21 protein-coding genes are annotated in these 22,557 nt (G+C 68.4%); 4 read left to right on the plus strand and 17 right to left on the minus strand.

From position 1 onward, the window contains the following. Positions 1-88 precede the first annotated feature (88 nt). Positions 89-742 (plus strand): hypothetical protein, encoded by a 654-nt coding sequence (locus I4U41_RS13840; RefSeq protein WP_206861764.1) that lies wholly within the window; start codon positions 89-91, stop codon positions 740-742. Positions 743-745: 3 nt separating this feature from the next. Here the strand turns inward: I4U41_RS13840 and I4U41_RS13845 are convergent, their stop codons facing one another. Beyond that, positions 746-1,150, minus strand: a complete 405-nt coding sequence (locus I4U41_RS13845; protein ID WP_206861765.1) for an Lrp/AsnC family transcriptional regulator — start codon at positions 1,148-1,150, stop codon at positions 746-748. Between the two features lie 112 nt (positions 1,151-1,262). Here I4U41_RS13845 and I4U41_RS13850 point away from each other — a divergent pair, with 112 nt between their 5' ends. Then, a complete protein-coding gene (locus I4U41_RS13850; protein ID WP_206861766.1) occupies positions 1,263-1,766 on the plus strand; it encodes an isochorismatase family protein in 504 nt (167 codons plus the stop codon). Positions 1,767-1,770: 4 nt separating this feature from the next. On the opposite strand, the gene I4U41_RS13855 is transcribed toward I4U41_RS13850, so the two are convergent. From I4U41_RS13855 to I4U41_RS13905, 11 genes are all read right to left on the minus strand, one after another. Continuing rightward, positions 1,771-2,373, minus strand: coding sequence for a hypothetical protein (locus I4U41_RS13855; RefSeq protein ID WP_206861767.1), 603 nt, complete (start codon positions 2,371-2,373; stop codon positions 1,771-1,773). Positions 2,374-2,386: 13 nt separating this feature from the next. Beyond that, positions 2,387-3,691 (minus strand): citrate synthase, encoded by a 1,305-nt coding sequence (locus I4U41_RS13860; protein WP_206861768.1) that lies wholly within the window; start codon positions 3,689-3,691, stop codon positions 2,387-2,389. Between the two features lie 571 nt (positions 3,692-4,262). Next, a complete protein-coding gene (locus I4U41_RS13865; protein WP_206861799.1) occupies positions 4,263-4,511 on the minus strand; it encodes a type B 50S ribosomal protein L31 in 249 nt (82 codons plus the stop codon). A gap of 81 nt (positions 4,512-4,592) precedes the next feature. After that, positions 4,593-5,525, minus strand: a complete 933-nt coding sequence (locus tag I4U41_RS13870; RefSeq protein WP_206861769.1) for a nucleoside hydrolase — start codon at positions 5,523-5,525, stop codon at positions 4,593-4,595. 49 nt (positions 5,526-5,574) lie between these two features. Continuing rightward, positions 5,575-6,303: a copper homeostasis protein CutC gene (locus tag I4U41_RS13875; RefSeq protein ID WP_206861770.1), complete on the minus strand. Its 729-nt coding sequence runs from the start codon at positions 6,301-6,303 to the stop codon at positions 5,575-5,577. Then, complete coding sequence (locus I4U41_RS13880) at positions 6,300-7,307, minus strand: glycosylasparaginase (protein ID WP_206861771.1); 1,008 nt, start codon at positions 7,305-7,307, stop codon at positions 6,300-6,302. Before I4U41_RS13880 ends, I4U41_RS13875 begins: the two co-directional genes overlap by 4 nt. 53 nt (positions 7,308-7,360) lie before the next feature. Beyond that, positions 7,361-8,380 carry a glucokinase gene (locus I4U41_RS13885; protein ID WP_320415198.1) on the minus strand — a complete coding sequence of 340 codons (1,020 nt, stop codon included), beginning with the start codon at positions 8,378-8,380 and terminating at the stop codon, positions 7,361-7,363. Between the two features lie 106 nt (positions 8,381-8,486). After that, entirely contained in the window at positions 8,487-10,598 is a 2,112-nt protein-coding gene (gene recG, locus I4U41_RS13890) for an ATP-dependent DNA helicase RecG (protein ID WP_206861772.1), read from the minus strand. Between the two features lie 325 nt (positions 10,599-10,923). Continuing rightward, on the minus strand, positions 10,924-13,338 hold the full coding sequence (locus tag I4U41_RS13895) for a TonB-dependent receptor (RefSeq protein WP_206861773.1): 2,415 nt from the start codon (positions 13,336-13,338) through the stop codon (positions 10,924-10,926). Positions 13,339-13,426: 88 nt separating this feature from the next. Further along, complete coding sequence (locus tag I4U41_RS13900; protein ID WP_206861774.1) at positions 13,427-14,575, minus strand: SO2930 family diheme c-type cytochrome; 1,149 nt, start codon at positions 14,573-14,575, stop codon at positions 13,427-13,429. After that, on the minus strand, positions 14,572-15,822 hold the full coding sequence (locus I4U41_RS13905) for a parallel beta-helix domain-containing protein (RefSeq protein WP_206861775.1): 1,251 nt from the start codon (positions 15,820-15,822) through the stop codon (positions 14,572-14,574). The genes I4U41_RS13900 and I4U41_RS13905 overlap by 4 nt, the downstream gene beginning before the upstream one ends. 216 nt (positions 15,823-16,038) lie before the next feature. On the opposite strand from I4U41_RS13905, the gene I4U41_RS13910 reads away from it, so the two are divergent. Together I4U41_RS13910 and I4U41_RS18705 are read left to right on the plus strand one after the other, a co-directional pair. Beyond that, positions 16,039-17,091 (plus strand): AraC family transcriptional regulator, encoded by a 1,053-nt coding sequence (locus I4U41_RS13910; protein ID WP_206861776.1) that lies wholly within the window; start codon positions 16,039-16,041, stop codon positions 17,089-17,091. 38 nt (positions 17,092-17,129) lie between these two features. Further along, on the plus strand, positions 17,130-17,390 hold the full coding sequence (locus I4U41_RS18705) for a DUF1232 domain-containing protein (RefSeq protein WP_425492590.1): 261 nt from the start codon (positions 17,130-17,132) through the stop codon (positions 17,388-17,390). Between the two features lie 115 nt (positions 17,391-17,505). On the opposite strand, the gene I4U41_RS13920 is transcribed toward I4U41_RS18705, so the two are convergent. The 5 genes from I4U41_RS13920 to I4U41_RS13940 all read right to left on the minus strand — a co-directional run bounded on the left by I4U41_RS13920 (position 17,506) and on the right by I4U41_RS13940 (position 22,526). Next, positions 17,506-17,889: a RidA family protein gene (locus I4U41_RS13920; RefSeq protein ID WP_206861778.1), complete on the minus strand. Its 384-nt coding sequence runs from the start codon at positions 17,887-17,889 to the stop codon at positions 17,506-17,508. 92 nt (positions 17,890-17,981) lie between these two features. Then, positions 17,982-20,174, minus strand: a complete 2,193-nt coding sequence (locus tag I4U41_RS13925) for a RelA/SpoT family protein (RefSeq protein WP_206861779.1) — start codon at positions 20,172-20,174, stop codon at positions 17,982-17,984. Between the two features lie 263 nt (positions 20,175-20,437). Continuing rightward, on the minus strand, positions 20,438-20,737 hold the full coding sequence (gene rpoZ / locus I4U41_RS13930; protein WP_115844089.1) for a DNA-directed RNA polymerase subunit omega: 300 nt from the start codon (positions 20,735-20,737) through the stop codon (positions 20,438-20,440). Positions 20,738-20,902: 165 nt separating this feature from the next. Then, the gene (gene gmk, locus I4U41_RS13935; protein WP_206861780.1) at positions 20,903-21,529 is read right to left on the minus strand and encodes a guanylate kinase; all 627 of its coding nucleotides are present in this window, start codon (positions 21,527-21,529) and stop codon (positions 20,903-20,905) included. A 136-nt stretch (positions 21,530-21,665) separates the two neighbouring features. After that, entirely contained in the window at positions 21,666-22,526 is an 861-nt protein-coding gene (locus tag I4U41_RS13940; protein ID WP_206861781.1) for a YicC/YloC family endoribonuclease, read from the minus strand. Between the last annotated feature and the right edge of the window lie 31 nt (positions 22,527-22,557).

The following is a 22,557-nucleotide window of genomic DNA, read 5'->3' on the forward strand; positions in this document are numbered from 1 at the left end:
TGCGCCAGGAAACATGCTAGCTTCGCCTCTGCCGGTGCTGCCGGCCGCGGCGAATTCCGCCGTCGTCGTGCCAGCCGCGGAGGTCCTCATGCCCCACGCTCGACAGCACGCCCATCAGCACGCGCTCACGCGCACCCGCGAACGCCGGCATCGCCTCGCCCACGAAGCCGCGCGGCTGATGGCCGAAGGCGGTATTCGCGATTACCACCAGGCCAAGCTCAAGGCGGCGGAAAGGCTGGGCATCTTCGACGATGCCTCGCTGCCGCGGAATCGCGAGATCGAGGACGCGCTGCGCGAATACCAGCGCCTGTTCCAGCGCGAGAACGTGCCGGCGCTGCGCCAGCGGCGTGAAGCGGCGTTGCGCGCCATGGAGTTCTTCCATGCGTTCCAGCCGCGACTGGTCGGCCCGGTGCTCGACGGCACCGCCGATACGCGCAGCCCGGTCACGCTGCACCTGTTCAGCGACGATCCCGACGCGGCGCCGCGTTTCCTCGAACAGCACGGCATTCCCGCCGAATCGCGCAGCCGTCGCGTGCGGCTGGACCGCGAGCGCGCCGCCGACGTGCCGGTGTGGGTGTTCACCGCCGAGGACCTCGCGTTCGATCTCACCGTGCTGCCGCTGGACGTCCTGCGCCAGGCACCGTTGTCGAGCCTGGACGAAAAGCCGATGAAGCGCGCGAGCGCGATGCAGCTTCGCCAGATGCTCGCCGAGGAAGAGATTCAGGGCTACACGGGCGAGTGATCGCTAGAGGCCATCCCGCACGCGCCGCAGTTCGCTGGCGACGCGATAGCGGCCGTACGGCTGCAGCTGTTCGGTGAACGCTTCCAGGCCCGCATCGTCCGTGCACGCCAGCACCACGTGATAGCACCCTTCGCCGGCGGTCTTGCTGGCGCTCTCCACGTGCGGATGCTGGCGCAGGAAGGTTTCGACGTCCTGGAAATTCGGTCCGTCGAGGAACACCGTGACGAAATGGCGACGCAGATCGCCGCGCACGATGCCGAAACGCCGGATCACGCCGTCGTCGACGAGTTGCTGCACGCGCGTGGCGACCGCCTGCCCGGTGAGGTGCACGCGGCGGCCCAGTTCCTGCCAGCTCATGCGCGCGTCGTTCGACAGCAGCGCGAGGATCTCGTGGTTGATCTTGTCCATGTTGTCTTCGCTCTTTCAATCCGCAAGCGCGGGGGCCCCGATTCCTTCGATCCGCAATGGCCTCGCGCGGCCCCGCCGCCTAGTCTGCACCCACTTCCCCCTGGAGTGCGCCATGAGCACCGCCCTGATCCTGATCGACCTGCAGAACGACTATTTCCCCGGCGGTCGCTATCCGCTGTGGAACGCGGACGCGACGCTCGCCGCCGTCGAAGCCGAAACCGCCGCCGCGCGCGCGCGGGGCGAGATGGTGATCCACGTGCAGCACATCGCCACGCCGGGCGCGCCGTTCTTCGAACCGGATACCGACGGCGTGGCGATCCACCCGCGCGCCTTCGCGGTGGCGCCCGACGCGCCGGTGATCGTCAAGCATCACGCCGATTCCTTCCGCGACACCGGCCTGGAGGCGCTGCTCGCGCGCCGTGGCGTCGAGCGCCTGCGCATTGCCGGCATGATGACGCAGAACTGTGTCACGCATACCGCCCTCTCGCGTTCCGCCGATCGCTATCGCGTCGAAGTGCTCGCGCCGTGCACGACGACGGTGGACGAGATGGTCCACCGCATCGCGCTCAGCGCTTTGTCCGATCGCGTGCCGGTCGTCGATCCGGCGCGTGCTTGAGGCGTCATCGCGCCGGAGCGGCGCGACGTGCGGTCCTGCCCGCGTCGCGCACGCCGAAGACGTTGAGTTCGATCACCACGAACGCGATCAGCCACAGCAGCGCGTCCCAGGTGTCGAGCCACGCGGCCTGCGGGTTCTCGTCGCCGAATCCCATGGCCGCCCAGGTCAGCAGGAAGCCCACCAGCGCGAGGTACAGCACGGCGGCGAGCATGCGCCGCAACCGGTGCAGGCGCACCGCGTCGGGCGGCAGGCGCACTTCCAGTTCGAGCAGCGCGATCACGCCAAGCCAGGTGGTTTCGTTGAAGAAGTCCAGCCACACGCGTTCCAGCGCGTAGCCGATCACCGCGACGACGACCGCGATGCTCGCCAGCAAGCGCACGCCGTGCAGCACCGGAATCCAGCGCGCGCGGAGCGGCCAGCCGCCGGTTTCCCACTCGAACAGCATCAGCAGGACCAGCCATGCGGCGGTGTCGATCAGTTCGGTGAGTCGGCCATACAGCGAATACAGCACGACGTCGCCGGCGAGCAGCGCGTAGATGATCCACTTGAAAACGACGAAGCCGCGGCGGGGCCGCGGCTTCGAAGGGTCGGCAGTGACGCGAGCCACCGGCGCGATGGACTCAGCGCTTGGCCAGGTCGGTGTAATCGCGCTGCGGCGAGCCGATGTAGATCTGGCGCGGACGGCCGATCTTGTTTTCCGGATCGTTCTGCTGCTCCAGCCAGTGCGAGACCCAGCCGGCGGTACGCGCGATGGCGAACATCACGGTGAACATTTCCACCGGGATGCCGAGGGCCTTGTAGATGATGCCGGAGTAGAAGTCGACGTTCGGGTAGAGCTTGCGCTGCACGAAGTACTCGTCCTTCAGCGCGGCCTCTTCCAGCTTCATGGCCACTTCGAGCAGCGGATCGTTGATGCCGAGCTCGCCGAGCACCTTGTGGGTCATCTCGCGGATGATCTTCGCGCGCGGGTCGAAGTTCTTGTAGACGCGGTGGCCGAAGCCCATCAGGCGGAAACCCGATTCCTTGTCCTTCGCCTTGGCGACGGCGGAACCGACGTTCTCCGGGCGGCCGATCTCTTCCAGCATCTTCAGCACGGCTTCGTTCGCACCGCCATGCGCCGGTCCCCACAGCGCGGCGACGCCGGCGGCGACGCACGCGTACGGGTTGGCGCCGGTGGAACCGACCAGGCGCACGGTCGAGGTCGATGCGTTCTGCTCGTGGTCGGCGTGCAGGATGAAGAGCAGGTCCAGCGCCTTGGCGGCGACCGGGTTGAGCTCGAGCGGCTCGCTCGGCACTTCCTTCATCATGTGCAGGAAGCGCGTGGTGTATTCGAGGTTGTTCTTCGGATAGCGCATCGGCCAGCCGATCGAATAACGATGGCAGGCGGCGGCGATCGTCGGCACCTTGGCAATCAGGCGGATCGCGGCCAGGCGGCGCTGTTCCGGATCTTCCAGGTCGAGATCGTTGTGGTAGAAGCTCGCCATCGAGCCGAGCATGCCGACCAGCATCGCCATCGGATGCGCGTCGTGGCGGAAGCCGTAGAGGAACGTGCGGAAGGCCTCGTGCATCATCGTGTGATGCGTGACCTCGTGCTCGAACGCGTCGAACTCCCCCTTGCCCGGCAGTTCGCCGTTCATCAGCAGGTACGCGACTTCGAGGAAGCTCGACTTCTCGGCCAGCTGTTCGATCGGGTAGCCGCGGTACAGCAGCACGCCGGCGTCGCCGTCGATGTAGGTCACGGCCGACTTGCAGCTGGCGGTCGCCGTGAAGCCGTTGTCGTAGGTGAAGGCGCCGGTTTCCTTGGGCAGCTTGCCGATGTCGATGCACGGCTGGCCGAGGACGGGATGGTGGACCGGCAGGGTCACGGTCTTGTCGCCGGCGGTCAGGGAGACCTGATCGAAGCCGGACTTCTTGGAATCGGACACGAAACACTCCTCAAGTCTGCATGCCGCCGGGAGGCGCGGCACGAAGCGGGGACGGGGGTCACGGCGCAGATCGACGCCGCGATCCGTGAATTATCGCACAACGTCCGAGGCCCCTGACCCCCGGACTTTGGTGGCAGGGACGGCACGCGCCGTTCCGGCGGGCCGTCTGGCGGCTTGCGCGGGAATGGGCGCAGGAAGCGGCCACATGCCGTAAGGCGAGGAGTGAGAGAAGGCAGGAGTGGGAAACGAGTGACGGCGGTGCGTCCCCGGATCTGGCGGGCCGTCGGGCGCGCAGTGTCCCGGATCGGGCCGGCGCGGGTGCGCGCTCGTACCCGTGAGTCGATGTGAGCGCCCGGCGCGGCGTGATCGGCGTCTCTGAGGCGCCCGCCCCTGTGAACCGACCGACTGAACCGTCGGCACGGTGCCTGCGCGCAAACGCGAAAAGGCCGACGGCCGCCTTTCGGCAGCCGTCGGGTATTTCATCGCGATCCGGGACGCCGCGGGCAACCGCGAGGCCGGCGAGTCGTCGGGCGAAGTCCCGTGGGTCGCGCTTGAAGGCGCGGACCGCGGATTACTTCTGCGCGCCGTAGCGCTTGCGGAACTTGTCGACGCGACCGCTGGTGTCGACGATCTTGTGCTTGCCCGTGTAGAACGGATGCGAAGCCGAGCTGATATCGACCTTGATCAGCGGGTACTCGTTACCGTCTTCCCACTTGATCGTCTCCTTGCTGCCAAGGGTCGAGCGGGTCAGGAACTGAAAATCGGTGGTGACGTCCTGGAAGATGACGTCGCGATAGTCGGGATGGATGCCGGCCTTCATGGCACTCACCAAAAGATTCGGGGAAAGCGCGGCAGTATAGCGACCACCCCCACCCTTGCGCAAGTCACCCTGACACCCCGCTCAACCGGCCGCCAGCGCTGCACGGATCAGCCCCTCGAAACGCGCCTGGTCGTAGCGCATGAGGATCCTGAACCGGTCCGGCCGGCCGTCCTGGCGGTTCCAGTCCACGACCGTCATGCCGCGCGCGTGCCCATGGCCGAGTTCGACCGCGACGGGGCGGTCCACGAGTTCGGTCGCACCTTCCGGCTCCAGCGCGTACGCCATCGCCAGCGCGTCGGCCGAATGCCAGTACTCGCCGCGCCGGTCGGCGGACCATTCGCGCGTCTTCTTCGAGATGCGCTCGTAGAAGCGGGCGCGCGGCGAATCGACGGCAAGCCACTCGACCACGCGATCATGCAGCAGTCCGTGCGCGAGCGTCGCTTCCCAGTCGGCGAGGTCGATCTGCGGGAACGCTTCGAACACGATGTGCGCCGCTTCCGGATCGAAGTACACGTTGAATTCCGCCGCCGGCGTGATGTTGCCGTGGCCGGTCACCGCGCCGGCCATCACCACGATGCGCCCGACGCGTTCGGGCAACGTCGGATCGAGCTTGAGCGCCAGCGCGACGTTGGTCAGCGGACCGAGCGCGACGAGCACCAGCTTTCCCGCGTGCTCGTGCGAGAGGCGCAGGATCGCCTGCGCGGCGTGTTCGCGTTCGGCGGCGCGCTGCGCGGCCTCGTAGCCGACGTCGCCGAAACCGTCCTCGCCGTGCACGTACCCCGCATCCGGCGCGGGATGCAGCAACGGCCCGGGGCAACCGGCGAACACCGGCGCATCGATGCCGGCCACTTCGCACAGCTTGAGCGCATTGGCGACGGTGTGTTTCAGGCCGACGTTGCCGGCGGCGATGGTGAGGCCGACTACCTCGTGCCGCGCATCGTTGAAGGCCATCAGCAGGGCGAGCGCGTCGTCCACGCCGGGGTCGGTGTCGATCAGGAGGGGAATTTTTCTCATTGCCCCATTATGGGGGCTGTGGTTGCGGCGTGCTGTCAGCGTTCGGGCGTCAGGCGTTCAGCGCAAGTCGAAGCGCGCGCACCACGTCCGCGCTTGATTGCGACCATTCCGCTGCCAAGCCCGGTTGTTCGCGAGTCGAGCGCATCCCGGAGGTGCGCAATACCTTCGCCGACGCATGCACCTCGCGAACCCCAGTGCGCTGCACGAGATCGCGCACGTTTTCCGGCGTGACGCCCGCGCCGGCCATCACACCGATGCGCCCGACAGCGCGCTGCACGAGCGAGGCGATCACCTCGGCGCCCTTGATCGCCGCAGCGTGCGCTCCCGAAGTGAGCACGCGTTCGCACCCGAGTGCGATCGCCGCGTCCAGCGCCGCCTGCGGATCACGCGCCACGTCGATGGCGCGATGGAACGTCACGCCGAGCGGACGCGCCGCGTCGACAAGTTCACGACACAGTGCGACATCGACATCGCCGCCGGCATCGAGCGCGCCGATCACCACGCCGTCGCAGCCCAGCCGCACGCACAGTTCGATGTCGCGCAGCATCGTGTCGCGTTCGAGCGCGTCGTAGACGAAATCGCCCGCGCGCGGACGGATCAGCACGTACAGCGGAATACGCAGGCGTTCGCGCGCCATCGCGAGCGTGCCGTAGGACGGCGTGCAGCCGCCTTCGCCGAGGTTCTCGCACAGCTCGACGCGATCGGCGCCGCCGTCCTGCGCCGCGAGCGCGGAGGCAAGCGAGTTCGCCGCGATCTCCAGCGTCGCGCACGAGGTCACGTCTGCTCCGTGCGATACACCGATGCGGATTCATGCAGGCGATCGTGCGGACCGGGCGAGGCGTCCTGCACCGCGTAGACGAAGCCCCTGTGCAGCGCGAACGCGCCGACGTCGCCGTCCTTGTTCATCGCGAGGAAGCACACCTGCAAGGTCTTGCTGGCTTCCGGCCGCTTGCGCACCACGCGGTCGATCGCCTCGCGGCACGCATCCGCGGGCGAGCGCCCCTGCCGCATCAGTTCGACCACGAGGAAGCTGGCGGCGTTGCGGATCATCTCCTCGCCCACACCCGACGCCGTCGCCGCGCCGACTTCGTTGTCGACATACAGGCCCGCACCGATGATCGGGCTGTCGCCCACGCGGCCGTGCAGTTTCCACGCCATGCCGCTGGTCGTGCACGCGCCGGCGAGGTTTCCCTTCGCATCGCGCGCGAGGATGCCGAGCGTGTCGTGGTTGGTCTTGTCGCCCGGACGCGTCTGGCGCTCGGCGTTGATCTGCGGCGCGTACTTCGACGCCTTCAGCCATTCGCGCCACGCTTCGCGCGCCGTGTCGGTGAGCAGCGGCGTCTTCTCGAAGCCCTGCGCGATGGCGAACTGCTGCGCGCCCGCGCCGACCAGCATCACGTGCGGCGTCTTTTCCATCACCGCGCGTGCGACCGAGACCGGATGCGCGATGTCCTCCAGCGCCGCAACCGAACCGCAGCGGCCGTCGCCGTCCATGATGCTGGCGTCGAGCGTCAGCACGCCGTCGCGGTCGGGATTGCCGCAGCGGCCGACGGTGGGATTGCACAGGTCGGCCTCGGCCCAGCGCGCGCCGGCTTCGACCGCGTCCAGCGCGCTGCCGCCGCGCGCGAGCACCGGCCACGCCGCGGCATTCGCGCCGACGCCGAAATCCCAGGTCGACACGACACGCGCGCGGCCTGTCGCAGGCGCGCTTTTGCCGTGCGGGAGCATGGCGGCGCCGGCGGCGAACAGCGAGGCCTGCAGGAACTGACGACGATTGGTCATCGGGAACTTTCGTAACGTTGTGTCGGAGAAGGTCGGACGGAACCGGCGTCGAATCAGAAGCCGGAATGGCGCTCGTAATACCAGGCGGCGGCGCCGATCAGGCCAAGCTGGCCGTGATCGACCAGCCACACCGGGACGCGCGCCAGCACTTCGCCCAGCACGCCCTTGTTGCGGAAGCGCTGCGCGAAGTCGCTTTCGAGCAGGAACGGACGGATCTGCGCGGGAATGCCGCCGGCCAGGTACACCGAATCGGCGCCGAAGGTCACCGCGAGGTCGCCGGCCAGGCTGCCGAGCAGGCTGCAGAACAGGCGCAGCGATTCGAGCGCCTGCGCGTCGCTGCCGGCCTGCGCCGCGGCGGCGACGGCTTCGGGCGTGTCGAGCTTCGGCGCGATGCCATCGAGCTCGCACAGCGCGGCGTAGGTGTTCACCAGGCCCGGGCCGGAGAGCACGCGCTCGTTGTCCACGTGCGGCCAGCGCCTGAGCAATCGCGCGAGCAGCGCCATTTCGCGCTCCGTGCCGACCGCGAGCGCGGCGTGCCCCGCCTCGCTGGCGAGCACCCGCAGCGGCACGCCCTGCTGCAGCGAGCGCGGCAGGCACAGCGAGGCGCCGAAGCCGGTGCCCGGTCCGAGCACCAGCGCCGGGCCTTCGCCGGCCTGCAGCGGGCCGCAGACGCGGGTCATCGCGCCGACGTCGATGTAGGGCATCGCGCAGGCCACGGCTTCGAAATCGTTGAGCAGCGCGAGATACGCGATGCCCGCCTCGCGACGCGTGCGCTCCAGCGACACCGGCCACGGCAGGTTGGCGTTGATCAGGGTGTCGCCTTCCAGCCGGCCGGCGATGGCGACCACGACGTGGGTGCGGTCGGCCCCGTGCGTGGCGGCGAAGTCGGCGACGATCGCGGCGAGCGTGGGGAATTCGGCGCAGGCGTAGCGGTGATAGGCCAGCACGTCGACCTTGCCGCCGGGCCGGACGTGGACCAGGCCGAGCCGCGCGTGGGTGCCGCCGACGTCGGCGGCGATGAACGGCTGCGAGCCGTGCCGTCCGACGGGTTGTTCGTTTGGAGCGGAGATCACGATCGGCGGTTCGGCGGCTGGCGGCGGGGGATCATGATGCCCGTTTCGGGCGGCGGGCTGCAGGACCGGCCTTCACGCTTCGGCCCTCCGGCGTACGGCAGCGCGCTCATGCCGCCGCGAACCGCACCGCACCGCCCACCCAGCGGGCGACGATGCGTTCGGCCAGTTCCGGCGATTCGCGCAGCAGGCGCTCGCCCATCTCGTGCACCTGCGGGAGCAGGTCGGCATCGCGGGACAGATCGGCGACGCGGAACTGCGCGAGGCCGGTCTGGCGCGTGCCGAGCAGCTCGCCGGGGCCGCGCAGTTCCAGGTCCTTCTCGGCGATGACGAAGCCGTCGTTGGTCTCGCGCATGGTTTCCAGCCGCTGGCGGGCCATCTGCGACAGCGGCGCCTGGTAGAGCAGCACGCAGCTGGACGCCGCGCTGCCGCGCCCCACGCGTCCGCGCAGCTGGTGCAGCTGGGCGAGGCCGAGCCGCTCGGCGTTCTCGATGATCATCAGTGAGGCGTTGGGTACGTCCACGCCGACTTCGATCACCGTCGTCGCCACCAGCAGGCCGATCTCGCCGTCCTTGAACGCGCGCATCGTCGCCTGCTTCTCGGCGGCCTTCATGCGGCCGTGGACCAGGCCGATGCGTACTTCGGGCAGGCGTTTGCACAGGTCCTCGTACGTGGATTGCGCGGCCTGCGCGACGACCTCGTCGCTGTCGTCGATCAGCGTGCACACCCAGTACGCCTGCCGGCCCTCGGCGCAGGCCTTGCGGATGCGTTCGACGAGTTCCGGACGGCGTTCGGCGCTCAGCGCCACCGTCTGCACCGGCGTACGGCCGGGCGGAAGTTCGTCGATGGCGGAGACATCGAGGTCCGCGTACGCGGCCATCGCCAGCGTGCGCGGAATGGGCGTGGCGGTCATCACCAGCTGGTGCGGGACGATCGCATCGCCATTGCCACTGCCGCCGCTGCCCTTGTCGCGCAGGGCCAGGCGCTGGTGCACGCCGAAGCGATGCTGTTCGTCGACGATGGCCAGCGCGAGGTCGTGGAAGGCCACGCCCTCCTGCATCAGCGCGTGCGTGCCGACGACGACCTGCGCCTGTCCGGATGCGACGTCTTCCAGCACCTTCGCGCGCGCCTTGCCGGTGACCTTGCCGGCGAGCCACGCGACGCGCACGCCCAGCGGCTCGAGCCAGCCGCGCAGGTTGTGGAGGTGCTGCTCGGCGAGCAACTCCGTCGGCGCCATCAGCGCGGCCTGTTGGCCGGCCTCGACGGCGCACATCGCGGCGAGCGCGGCGACCACGGTCTTGCCGCTGCCGACGTCGCCCTGCACCAGACGCAGCATCGGATGCGGCTTGCCGAGATCAGCACGGATCTGCTCGAACACGCGCTGCTGCGCGCCGGTCAGCGCGAACGGCAACCGCTTGCGCAACTTGTCGGCGAGCGCGGTCTTGCGCAGCACCGGCGCCGCGTGCGCCTGTTGCGCGATGCGCTGGCGACGCAGGCTGAGGTGATGCGCGAGCAGTTCCTCGATCGCGAGCCGCCGCTGCGCGGGATGCCGGCCGGCGAGCAGCGAGGCGACGTCGGCATCCTGCGGCGGGCGATGCACCGTCAGCAGTGCTTCGCGCAACGAGGGCAGGCCGTCGCGCAGTTCACGCGGCAGCAGTTCGAGCGCGGCCTCGTCGGGCAGGCGGTCGAGGGCCTGGCCGATCAAGCGTCGCAGGGATACGGGGCCGAGTCCCTCGATCGCCGGGTACACCGGGTCCAGGCTGGTGCCAAGCGCGTCGTCGCCGGCCTCGTCGATCATCCGGTAGCTCGGGTGGACGATCTCCAGCCCGTGCTGCCCCGGCCGCGGCGTGCCGTAGCAGCGCACGCGCGCGCCGACCTGGAACTGCGCCACCTGCGCCGCACGGAAATGGAAGAACCGCAGCACCAGCGTGCCGTGCGAATCGTCGCCGACGGCCACGCGCAGCATCGGCCGATAGCGGAATCCGCGCTCGACCGCCTCCACCCGCCCTTCCACCTGCGCCGCCACGCCGGGCTGCAGCAGGCGGATCGGCGTGATCGCGGTGCGGTCCTCGTACTGGCGGGGCAGCTGCAGCCACAGATCCTGCAACGTGGCGAGCCCGCGCGCGGCGAGCTTCTCGGCCACGCGCGGCCCGACACCCTTCAGGGCGCTGATCGGCTGCTGCTGGAGATCGACGGACACCCCGCCCTTGCGAATCGGCATCCGGAAAGGATGCCGTGAAAGGTGACGCGGGAGAAAGAGGGAAAGTGAGCGGTCCGATGTCGGAGAAGTCTCCCTGCTCCATGTCCGATGGCTGCGGGACCGGGCAGGAATGCCGCGCAGTGCCGCATCGTCCTAACGCATCGCCGGGCGTTGGTGGCCCGGGTAAGCGAAGCGCACCCGGGGGCGACGCGCTCCAACCGGACGCAACGGGCGCTGCTTCACGCCTCCCCAATCCTCCCCTGCTTCCGCAGGGGAGGGAGTATTGCGTGGGGAGCCTTCCAACCTTCCCTGCATCCGCGGAGAAGGAGGCGCTTTCCAACCAAGATCAGAAATCCGCCGTGAACTCCACGCCATACGTACGCGGCTGCGTCATCCGGGCGCCCACGGTGCCCAGCACGGTCATGCCGTAGGTGCCGAAGGAGTTCACGTACTGGTTGTCGAGCAGGTTGTTGCCGTACACGGCGATGCCCCAATGCCCGCTGGCCGAGGTCCAGCCGATGCGCGCATCGAGGATCTCCTGCGCCTCGCCCGCCTCCGCCTGGCCGAAGCGGCCACAGCCCAGCACCGACACCGACTCGTCGTTGCTGCGGCATTCGCCCACGTACGAGTAACGCGCGGCCGCGCGCACGTCGCCGGCGTCCGCCAGGCGCCACACGTAGTTCGCGCCGACCGCGAACGACCACTCCGGCGCGCCGGTCGGCTGGCCGCCCAGGTCCACGCCCTGCGGGTTGACGTAGGTCTTGTAGGTCGAATCCAGGTACTCGGCGTTGAAGTCGAAACCCAGGCCCTGCGTCGCCTGCCAGCGCAGGTCGAAGTCGACGCCGTACGCTTCCTGGTCGGAGGTGTTCACGACGAAGCGCGGAATCTCCGTCGTCATGTCCAGCGTGACGGCCTGGCGGTTGTCGTAGACGTAGTAGAACGCCGACACGTTGTACGCGAGCCGGTAATCCGGCAGCGCGTGCTTGATGCCGGTCTCGAAGTTCCACACGTCCTCGTTCTCGAACTCGCTGCCGATCTGCAGCGCGTTGAAGCCGCCGGCCTTGTAGCCCTTGGCGAGCGAGGCGAAGCCCATCAGGTCGTCGGTGAAGTGGTAATCGACGACGAAGCGCGGGCTCCAGTCGTCCCAGGACTTCTTCGCGCGATTGAGCACGCCCTTGTTCATCACCGCCGGCGGATCGATGAAGGCGATGTCGAACATGAGCATTTCCAGCGGAACGCCGACCGCGTCGAGGAAACCGATCTGGTCGAGCAGCGCCAGCTGCGCGTCGAGTTCCGGCGCGCTGCGCACGTCGTTGAACCAGCTGAAGTCCTTCTCGTCGCGCGTGTAGCGCAGGCCGAAGGTGAGGTTCAGGCGATCGTTGACGTGCCAGATCACGTCACCGAACGCGGCGTAGGCCTTGGTGTCGAGCGTGTTGACGAACTTCTCGTTCCACGGCAGGCCGGTGAGGTCCACCGGGATGCCGAACATGTTCGCCGCCATCGTCAGCGGCCCATACAGGCCACCCGGCGCGAGGCCGAGGTTGTTGGCGATGGTGTCGACCGAATCGGTGAGCGCGTTGACCTCGCTGGTCTGGTCGGCCTCTTCCTGGAAGTAGCTCAGGCCCGCGACCCAGTCTATGCGGTCGGTGGAACCGGCGAACTTGAACTCCTGGTAGAAGTTCTCGTTGCTCTCGGTGTTGGTCGAATCGACGTAGAGGTAGCTCAGGTTCGTTCCGTCTTCCTCGACGCGGTTGAGCGAGTCGTACTGGTGCCACGCGCTGGTGGAGGTCAGGCTGAAGCCGCCGAAGTTGTGGTCCACGATCAGCGTCGCGCCGTCGAAGGTGCGCGTTTCCGCATCCGGCGCATCGGTCATGTACGGCTGGCGCTCCGGATCGAGGAACGAATCCGGATCCGCGGGCGCCGTCGGCAACGCCGGCAGCGCGGGAATCGGCACCACGCCGGTGGTCGCCTGTCCGCGCTGGTCGAGGCTTTCGTGGTCCCACGAAATCCATGCGCGCGTGTTGTCGCCGAAGCGCGTCTGGAACGCGGCGCGCGTGGCCCAGTTGTTCTCCGGCGCGAGGTCCTCGCCGGTCGCCGCATCGCGCACCCAGCCATCGGAATGGTTGAAGATGCCGTTGAAGCGGAACGCGGACGTGTCGCTCACGGCGACGTTCGCCATGCCTTCGAAGTAGGTCTTGTTGTCGTTGCCCAGGCGCAGCTTGCCGCGCGCGTGGTTACCGTCGGTATCTGGACGGTGCGTGATGATCGAGATCGCGCCCGCCGCGGTGTTGCGGCCGAACAGCGTGCCCTGCGGACCCTTCAGCACTTCGATGCGCTGCACGTCGGTGAACGGCAGCAGCACGCCGCCGCCGCGTCCGGCGTAGACGCCATCGACGTACACGCCGACCGCCGGATCGGTGCCGATGCCGAAGTCGTCGGTTTCGATGCCGCGCAGCTGGAAGCTCGGCTGCGTCGGCTGCAGGCTGTTCACGCGCAGGCCCGGCACGAAGCTGTCGATGTCGCCGAGGTCTTCGGCGGCGACGTCGTCGATCAGCTGTTCGGTGACGACCTGCAGCGCGATCGGCACGTCGAGCAGTTCCTGCTCGCGGCTCTGCGCGGTGACGGTGATGGTGTCCAGTTCGGTCGCATCCGGCCGGTCGGGCGCGGTCTGCGCGAAGGCCAGCGGCGAGGCCGCGACGACGATACATCCAAACAGCGCGCGGCCCAGACCGAGCGCGAGCCTGCTCTTGCGTGGCGACATCGGAACTCCCCTCCCAATGGCTTTCGAATTGTGGCGGCTGACGTTGAACACCGCGCCGCGCGGCCCCTGCCCGCGCGACGATCGCACCTTACCTCATCGCGACGTGCTCGCCTTCGCTGGTGCAGTTGCCCAGCCAAGCGGCGATCCAGTCGCGGACCACGGCGACGCCTTCCTCGTGCACGGTGGCGCGCCCGACCTCGGGCATCATCGCGCCGGGATCGAGGCTGCTCATGCGGTAGAGCAGGATCGAGTCCTCCGGCTTGCCGGGCACGATGTCGAACAGGTGGTCGCCCGTACCCTGCCCCGCCGCGACCGGCGGTTTGCACAGGCCGAGCTGGCGCGGTTCGTTGGTGCCGGCATCGAGCCATAGACCCGAGGTGTCGGCCGGGCCGACCTGGCTGTGGCAGTGGCCGCAGTTCACGTCGAGGTACGCACGGGCGCGGCTTTCGATCGACGCGCCCGCATCGTCGAAGCGCGCGTTGTGCGGCACGCCGTCGGCGGGCAATCCCTGCAGGCGGCCCAGCGAGGCCATCCGCGCGAGCTGGTTCTGTCCCGGATACCACGGATCGTCGCGATTGAGATGCCGCGCCTTCGGGCCGATCGGGTGCAGCTCGCGCGTGGTGTTGTTGGTGGAGTGGCAACCGGCGCACTGGTTCTCGTCGGGCACCTGGTAGGCGAACGATTCCTTTGCGCTTCCATCGGGCTTGTGCATCACCAGCGGCACGGTGTCGCCGGCGCGCGCGAGCGTCGCCTCGGTCTGCTCGGCGTTCCACACGTACGGCAGCGCGACCCAGCCGGTTTCGCGGCGCACCAGCAGGCGCGTTTCGATCAGGCGCACGTTCGCCAGGTCCAGGCCATCGCGCGTTTCGTCCGCGTTTTCGGCCACGCGCAGCACTGCGTCGTCCTTCGCGCGCGGGTAGTAGAACGTCTTGGTGATGATGGTGCCGACGGGGAAGTCGAAGGCCTCGCTCGCGTGGTACGTCGCCTTCGTGCCCGGCGGCATCCAGATCGTGCGCAGCTTGTGCGCGTAATCGCTGAACAACGCGGTATTCAGCGCATACGGCTCCACGCCGGGATTGAGGCGCAGATGCTCGCCGTCGGACGCGAGCACGTGCCATTCGCCGAGCGTTTCCGGCTGGCCCTGCGCATGGAACATCACCGGGGCTTCGCTGCGCCTGCAACCGGAGAGGAACATCGCGGCGGTGATCATCGCCGCGCAGATCACGAACCGCTTCATGCCGACGGAGCCGCCTTCGCGGTCGTCGCCGCGGTATCGCCGGGCAGGGTCACCACCGGCAGCGGCGGCAGTGTGCACCGCACCTTGTCGGTGACTACGCTCGGGTTCTTGTACTTGTTCGGGCCGTCGGCGTTGAGCGTCTGCGCTTCGCCGTTGTCGATGCACACCTGCGCGCCGCCGGCACGCTGCGTGTTGACGTAGCCGTCCCACAACACGTCGGGCAGGCGTCCGTTCAAGCCGAACATCGCCACCTTCAGCGCCTTCAGGTCGAGACCATCCGGCCTGTCGCCACCGCCCTTGAAGCGGTTGCCGTGGATGGCGATTTCCTCCGGATACGGATCGAAGCTCTTCGCCACGCCCTTGTCGGTCATGTAGCCGGTGGAGTAGTAGCTCGACACGATCACGTTCGCCGTCTGGTTGTCGGCGATGTCGTTGTCGAAGATCTCGACCTTGTCGTTGGAATTGATGACGATGCCCGAACCGGCCGGCACGCTCGCCACCGCCGCGCCCTTCGCGGCGAAGTTGCCGGTGTTGTTCTCGAACACCCTGTTCTTGTAGACGCGCGTCGTGTGGCCCGGCTGCGGCAGGTTCGGCATGTTGAACACGAGGATGCCGCCGGTGTTCTGCGTGGCGGTGTTCTCGTAGACGTCGGCGCCGATGGTGTTCTCGATCTCGATGCCGGCCACGTTGCGCTCGGCGCGGTTGCGGCGCACCACGACGTTCTTCGACTGGCCGACGTAGATGCCCGCGTCCGAGGCGCCGATCGCCACCGAATCCTCGATCAGCACGTTGCTCGTCTGCACCGGGTAGATGCCGTACGCGCCGTTGCTGGTCTTCGGCCCGCCCGTCCATTCCACGCGCACGCCGCGGATGGTGATGTTGGCGCCTTCGTTGATCTTCAGGCCGTCGCCCTTCGTATCCTCGATGGCGAGGTTCTCCAGGGTGAAATCGCCCGCGTTGACGAGCAGCCCTTCGGCACCGGCCTTCTGGTCCTTGAAGCTGAGGACCGTCTTGTCCATGCCCGCACCGCGGATGGTCACGCCGTTCACGCGCAGCGTCAGGCTACGATCGAACGCGTGGCGGCCGGCGGGGATCTCGATGACGTCGCCGGGCTTGGCGTCCAGCAGGCGTTCGATCAGCACCTTCTGGTAGTCGGTGCTGGCCGCGGGCGCGGCCGGTTGCTGCTGGCAGGCGGCGAGCGCCGCCAGTCCCACGGTGACCGCCACGCCGAGCACGATGCGCTTCATCCGACTCCCGTCCTGTCCTGCGGCGACACCCCGCCGCGAATGATCCGCCGGGAGAACCGGGCCACGCCGACCCTGCGGCGTGGCCCTCCCCCCGGTCCCCTTGGAAGTCTGTGACCATCCGGCGATCCCGGTGGAGGGCAAAGCCGGCATACTCAGGGGGGAAAACCGGACAAGCTACGCCAGCGTATGCCGAGCCAGCACCGCGACGATCCCCGATTGAGCACCGCCACGATCAAGAGCGGCATCGTCGCCGGCCTGGTCGCGATGGCGCGCGAGCATGGCGTGGCATGCGACGGCTGGTTCTCGGGGTTGCGGCTCGGACCGGCCGCGTTCGACGGCGAAACGCCGGTCTATCTCTCCTACCGGCAGGCGTGCCAGATCATCCGCCGCGCCACCCGCAGCCTGCCGGTCGCGGGGCCGGGACTCGTGCTTGGGCAGCGTCAGGGCATCGGCCATTTCGGCCTGCTCGGGCTCGCGATGCTGACCGCGCCGAAGTTCGCGCAGGCCCTGCAGCTGGGCATCCGCTACGCGCCGATCACCGGCGCGATGATGCAGCTGGAACTGGACGAATACGACGACGGCGCGATGGGCGTCGTCGCGCGCATGCCGTCGGAGGAACCGGAGCTGGAACCGTTCCTGTGCGAGGAACTGTTCGCCAGTTCGCTGATGCTGTGCCGCGGCCTGCTCGGCGCGGAATTCCGCCCGCGCGTGCTCGAACTGACCTATCCGCCGCCGCCCTACGCGGCCGACTACGTGCACGTGTTCGCGTGCGAGGTGCGCTTCGAATCGCCGCGCAACCGCGTGGTCATCGACCCGCGCTGGCTGCAGGCGGCGATGCCGGCGAACAACACCGCGAGCGCGCAGCAGATCATCGCGCTGTGCGAGGAACAGATGCCCGCCGGGCAGCCGCGCAGCGAGATCGTTGCGGTCGTGGAGCGCCTGCTGCGCCAGCGCATCGCCGACAACCCGCGTGAGGTCGAGATCGCCGCCGAGCTGCATCTCACCGAACGCACGCTGCGCCGCCAGCTGCATGCCGCGCACACCAGCTTCAGCGAACTGCACGATCGCGTGCGCAGCGAATCGGCGCGCGCGCTGCTCGCCGATGCGCGACTGAGCATCGCGCACGTCGGCGCGGCGGTGGGGTTCAAGGACGCGCGCGAGTTCCGCCGCGCGTTCAAGCGATGGACGGGCGTGGCGCCGCGCGAGATGCGCGTGAGCGAAAAGCAGGACGCGGGCGCCGTCGAACACACCGCAGCTGGCGGTGGCTGATCGAGCACCTGTCGCGCCTGCGCGATTGGGCTCGCGCCATGAAGCGGCAGACGCTCGTCGTTGGGGTTCGCCGCACGCATCCACGCACGCCATGGTTTCCACGCCTGCTCGCGCTCGCCGTCGCGGCGTATGCGCTGAGTCCGATCGACCTGATCCCCGACTTCATCCCGGTGCGGAATTACGAGGGCGACGTCATCCTCGTGCCGCTCGGATCGTGGCTGGTGTTGCGGGCTCCGGCCATCTCGGCCATCGCGCTGGCGTTGCTCGCCGTGTGGGCGCGGCGAGCGTTTCGCCATTGATGCCCTTATTGCCGTTGCAGCCCGGGTAAGCGGAGCGCGCCCGGGATGACGGCGAGAGAGAACCCGGGTGCGCTTCGCTTACCCGGGCTACAAACGCGATGCGTTGCGCGGACGATCAGTCCAGCACCATCACCGCATCCACCTCGAAGCGCGCGCCGCGCGGCAGGCCGGCGACTTCGACGGTGGAGCGCGCCGGATACGGCGCCTTGAAGAACTCGCTCATCACCGCGTTCACCGCGGCGAAGTTGTCCAGATCGGTGAGGTACAGCCCCAGGCGCACGATGTCGCCGAGCGATCCGCCGGCGGCTTCGCACACCGCCTTGAGGTTCTCGAACGAACGGCGCGCCTGCGCGGTGATGTCGCCTTCCACGAGCAGGCCGGTGCTGGGATCGAGCGGGATCTGGCCGGACAGGTAGACGGTGTCGCCGGCGCGCACGGCCTGCGAATACGGGCCGATCGCGGCCGGTGCCTTGTCGGTCTGGATGATCTGTCGGGACATGGGCCTGTTCTTTCGGGATGGGAGATCCGGGATTAGAACAGAACTCGCACGGCGGCGGCGTTCCTGCGAATCTCAGTCCCGAAACCCGGCCCTCAGATCCGCTGCACGCCCAGCACCACGTTGAGCCGCCGCACGCGCCGCATCACGTCGGCGAGATGGCGGCGGTCGCTCACCTCGATCGCGAAGCGCATCACCGCGATGTTCGCGTCGCGCTCCAGGTACTCGACGCGATCGATGTTCGATTCGGCCTCGGCGATCGCGGCGGCGACCTGCGCGAGCGAGCCCGGACGATTGTCCACTTCGATGCGCAGCGCCGCGGCGAAGTCGCCGGCCACCTGGCGGTCCCAGCCGATCGGCACCCAGCGGTCGGGCGACTTGCGGTAATCGGCGACGTTCGGGCAATCCAGGCGATGCACCACGATGCCCTTGCCGGCGGTGTGGTAGCCCATGATCTCGTCGCCCGGAATCGGCAGGCAGCAGTTGGCGAAACTGATGACCCCGCGCTCGGCGCCGGTGATCAGGATCTTGTCCTGCGACATCGGCAGCATGCCGCTGCCCGGTTCGCGCAACGGCTTGCCGGGCGCCTCGCGCGCGAGCGCCATCGCGACCTGCTGCGGCATGCGGTTGCCCAGGGCGATGTCGGCCAGCAGCGCTTCCAGGCGCGGATAGCGGAATTCGTTGAGATATGCATCCATGCGTACGGCAGGCACGCGGTCGAGCGAGATGCCGAGCGCTTCCAGCGCGCGATCGAGCATGCGATGGCCCAGCTGCACCGCATCTTCGTGTTCGAGCTGCTTGAGCTGCTGGCGGATCGACGTGCGCGCCTTGCCGGAGACCACGAATTCCAGCCATTGCGGCTTCGGCGTGGAGGATTTGGCGGTGATGATCTCCACGCGCTGGCCGCTCGCGAGCTTGGTGCGCAGCGGCACCAGGCGGCCGTCCACGCGCGCGGCGACCGCGCGGTTGCCCACGTCGGTGTGCACGGCGTAGGCGAAATCCAGCGCGGTGGAATTGCGCGGCAGCGCCATGATGTCGCCCTTGGGCGTGAACAGGTAGACCTCGTCGGGGAAGAGGTCGACCTTCACGTTCTCCAGGAATTCCAGCGACGAACCGGTGGCGCGCTGCGATTCGACGAGGTTGGCGATCCAGCTGTGCGCGCGACTCTGCGCGCTGTTCGGACCGTCGCCGCCGTGCTTGTACGACCAGTGCGCGGCGATGCCGCGTTCGGCGATGAGGTCCATTTCCTCGGTGCGGATCTGCACTTCGATTGGCGAGCCGTACGGGCCGAAGAGCACCGTGTGCAGCGACTGGTAACCGTTGGCCTTGGGAATGGCGATGAAGTCGCGGAAGCGCGAATCCAGCGGTTTGTACGCGGCATGCACGACGCCGAGCGCGTGGTAACAGTCCGGCACCGTGCGCACGACGATGCGGAAACCGAACACGTCCATCACCTGCGCGAAGGTTTTGTGCTCGGCGCGCATCTTGGTGTAGATGCTCCACGGCGATTTCACCCGGCTGACGAGCCGGTGCGCGAGTTTTTCCTTCGCCAGACGCTGCGCGAGCTGCGCCTCGATCTGCACCAGCGATTCGCGCCGCACGACCGGCTGCGTGCGAAGGCGCTTTTCGATCACCGCATGGCGCCACGGATGCAGCGCGCGGAAGCCGAGGTCCTGCAGTTCGGCCTTGATCAGGTTCATGCCGAGTCGCTGCGCGATGGGCGCGTAGATCTCCAGCGTCTCGCGCGCGATGCGATGGCGCGCTTCCATGCTCTGCGCGCCGAGCGTGCGCATGTTGTGCAGGCGGTCGGCGAGCTTGATCAGGATCACGCGCAGGTCGCGCGACATCGCCAGCAGCATCTTGCGGAAGCTCTCCGCCGCGGCTTCCTGGCGATCGCGGAACTGGATCTTGTCCAGCTTGGTGACGCCATCGACCAGTTCGGCCACGGTTTCGCCGAACTCGCTCACCAGGCCGTCGTAGGTGAGCGGCGTGTCCTCGATGGTGTCGTGCAGGATCGCCGCGATCAGCGTCTCGACGTCCAGGCCCTGGTCGGCCAGCACCTTCGCGACGGCGACCGGGTGGGTGATGTACGGCTCGCCCGACTTGCGCGTCTGCCCGACGTGCGCGGCCGCGCCTACCGCCCACGCCCGGCGCAGCTGGGCGCGCTGGTCGTCGGGGAGGTAGTCGGCCGCCTGCTCCAGTTCACGCACGTAGTCGGGGGCGTCGGCCGCGTCGTGAACGGGCGGCACCGCAAGCGGGGCGGTCGGCGCGGGGTTTGCGGGGGTCATGGGAGGAATCTAAGCGCGGTCCCGCGGGCACGCAATGCGAACGGAATCATGCAATGGATAGGCCGCGTCGATGACTGTACGAAGATTCAAGGCGGGCGACACGCGATTCCCCGGTGCCGGCCTGCGCTGGCCGCGTGGAAACGGACCTCATAACGCCCGAAACTCGTGACGGCCGTGGTGAACGGACACAAACGAAAACGGCCCCGCCAGAGCGGGGCCGTTCATGCGGCGGGCCGGAGCACCGGCCGCGGCGGGCATCGGACTCAGTCGTCGCCCTTGGACAGGTCGTCGTCGGCGACCACTTCGGCGGCGGCCCACTCCAGCGCCTCGCGCTCCTTGCGCTCGCGCTCGGCCTTCTCGACGGCATCGATGTAGTCGGTGTCGATGCGGCGCGCGGCGATCTCACGCAGCGCCAGCACGGTCGGCTTGTCGTTGGCTTCGCTGTTGTCCAGCTGCGGATCCACGCCATTGGCGAGCTGGCGCGCGCGCTTGGCGGCCATCATGACGAGTTCGAAGCGGTTGTTGACCACTTCCAGGCAATCTTCAACGGTGATGCGGGCCATGGGGCTCCTGGCGGCCGGCGGGCCGTCATGCGACTAGATGGGACCGCGAAGTTTAGCGGGGGAGTTGTCCACAGGCAAGCCGGTCTATATGAATCAGTGGCTTATGGACGGCCGGCGCGCCACTGCAGGGCGTTCCCCCCCCCCCGCGGACCCTCGCCTGGGGGCTCAGGCGCCGGGATCGTCCGCCAGCAGGGCCGTGATCAGCCGGGCGTGGCGGGCTACCTGCTGGTCCTTGCGGACGCGGCTGGCGATGAAGATCGAGCACATCTCGGTCACGGCGGTCTCGAAGTCCTCGTTGACGATCACGAAGTCGAACTCGCCGTAGTGCGACATCTCCTCGCGGGCGGCGGCCAGGCGCTGGGCGATGACCTCCTCGGTGTCCTGGCCGCGGTTGCGCATGCGCTGCTCCAGCGCCTGGCGCGACGGCGGCAGGATGAACACGCTCACCGCATCGGGCACCTTCTCGCGCACCTGGCGCGCGCCCTGCCAGTCGATCTCCAGCAGCACGTCCTTGCCGGACGCCAGCTGCGGCTCCACCGACTGGCGCGCCGAGCCCTTCCAGTCGCCGTGCACGAGCGCATGCTCGAAGAAGTCGCCGGCGGCGACCATCGCCTCGAACGCTTCCTTGCTGACGAAATGGTAGTGCTCGGCGTGCCGCTCGCCCGGCCGCGGCTTGCGCGAGGTGAACGAGATCGACAGGCAGATGTTCGGATCGCGCGCCAGCACGGCGTTGACGATGCTGGATTTTCCGGCGCCCGAGGGGGCCGCGACGATGAAGAGGGTTCCGCGCATTGGGTCGGGATTCGTGATTGGTGATTCGTGATTCGTGATTCGAAAAAGCGGAGCGAGCGGTACCGGCCAAGAATTCGGAAATCGTGGCGCGCTTTCGGCTCTGCGCGAATCACGAATCACGAATCACCAATCACGGCTACTCGATGTTCTGTATCTGCTCACGCACCTGGTCGATCAGCACCTTCAGCTCGACGGCCGCCGCCGAGCTGCGCGCGTCCACCGACTTGGAGCCGAGCGTGTTCGCTTCGCGGTTGAATTCCTGCAGCAGGAAGTCGAGGCGGCGACCGACGGCTTCCTTCAGCTTGAGCACGCGGCGCGCTTCGGCGACGTGGGCGTCGAGGCGGTCGAGTTCCTCGTCCACGTCGAGCTTCTGCAGCCACATCACCAGTTCCTGCTCCAGGCGGCCGTTGTCGAGCGGCTGGGCGAGGTCGGCCAGGCGCGTTTCCAGCTTGGTGCGCTGGCCAGCGCGGATCTGCGGCATCATCGCGCGCACCTTCGAGGCGAGCGAGGCGATGCCGTCGACGCGTTCGGAAATCACCGTGGCGAGCTTGCCGCCCTCGCGTTCGCGGGCGCGGACGAATTCGTCGAGCACCTCGTCCAGCAGCGACAACGCCTGCGCCTGGAGCTCCGCCGGATCGGCCGCCTGCGCCTGCAGGACGCCGGGGAACTGCAGCAGTTCGGTCAGCTCGGTGCGCAGGCGCGGGAAGCGCGCGTCGAGGTCCAGCGCGAGCTCGCTCAACTCGCGCAGGCGCGAGACGTTGAGCTGCAATGCGCCCTCGCCTTCCGGCGCACGCAGTCGCAGGGTCAGGTCGATCTTGCCGCGCGCCACGCGACCGGCGACGCGCTCCCGCAGCGCCGGTTCCAGCGCGCGCAGCTCGTCGGGCAGGCGCACGCCGAGTTCGAGGAAGCGGTGGTTGACCGAGCGCAGCTCGCAACCGAGCGTGCCCCAGGGCGTGGAGCGTTCGCCGCTGGCGAAGGCGGTCATGCTGCGGATCATTCGGCACATCCAACGTCGGCGGGCGGGCCGA

It is taken from the genome of Lysobacter changpingensis, assembly GCF_017308985.1.
Classification (GTDB): Bacteria; Pseudomonadota; Gammaproteobacteria; order Xanthomonadales; family Xanthomonadaceae; genus Lysobacter_J; species Lysobacter_J changpingensis.

Coding starts and splice junctions, on each gene's coding strand:
- I4U41_RS13840 (WP_206861764.1), top strand. CDS start 89: ATGCCCCACGCTCGACAGCACGCCCATCAGCACGCGCTCACGCGCACC.
- I4U41_RS13845 (WP_206861765.1), bottom strand. CDS start 1,150: ATGGACAAGATCAACCACGAGATCCTCGCGCTGCTGTCGAACGACGCG.
- I4U41_RS13850 (WP_206861766.1), top strand. CDS start 1,263: ATGAGCACCGCCCTGATCCTGATCGACCTGCAGAACGACTATTTCCCC.
- I4U41_RS13865 (WP_206861799.1), bottom strand. CDS start 4,511: ATGAAGGCCGGCATCCATCCCGACTATCGCGACGTCATCTTCCAGGAC.
- I4U41_RS13870 (WP_206861769.1), bottom strand. CDS start 5,525: ATGAGAAAAATTCCCCTCCTGATCGACACCGACCCCGGCGTGGACGAC.
- I4U41_RS13880 (WP_206861771.1), bottom strand. CDS start 7,307: ATGACCAATCGTCGTCAGTTCCTGCAGGCCTCGCTGTTCGCCGCCGGC.
- recG (WP_206861772.1), bottom strand. CDS start 10,598: ATGCCGATTCGCAAGGGCGGGGTGTCCGTCGATCTCCAGCAGCAGCCG.
- I4U41_RS13895 (WP_206861773.1), bottom strand. CDS start 13,338: ATGTCGCCACGCAAGAGCAGGCTCGCGCTCGGTCTGGGCCGCGCGCTG.
- I4U41_RS13900 (WP_206861774.1), bottom strand. CDS start 14,575: ATGAAGCGGTTCGTGATCTGCGCGGCGATGATCACCGCCGCGATGTTC.
- I4U41_RS13905 (WP_206861775.1), bottom strand. CDS start 15,822: ATGAAGCGCATCGTGCTCGGCGTGGCGGTCACCGTGGGACTGGCGGCG.
- I4U41_RS18705 (WP_425492590.1), top strand. CDS start 17,130: ATGAAGCGGCAGACGCTCGTCGTTGGGGTTCGCCGCACGCATCCACGC.
- I4U41_RS13920 (WP_206861778.1), bottom strand. CDS start 17,889: ATGTCCCGACAGATCATCCAGACCGACAAGGCACCGGCCGCGATCGGC.
- I4U41_RS13925 (WP_206861779.1), bottom strand. CDS start 20,174: ATGACCCCCGCAAACCCCGCGCCGACCGCCCCGCTTGCGGTGCCGCCC.
- rpoZ (WP_115844089.1), bottom strand. CDS start 20,737: ATGGCCCGCATCACCGTTGAAGATTGCCTGGAAGTGGTCAACAACCGC.
- gmk (WP_206861780.1), bottom strand. CDS start 21,529: ATGCGCGGAACCCTCTTCATCGTCGCGGCCCCCTCGGGCGCCGGAAAA.
- I4U41_RS13940 (WP_206861781.1), bottom strand. CDS start 22,526: ATGATCCGCAGCATGACCGCCTTCGCCAGCGGCGAACGCTCCACGCCC.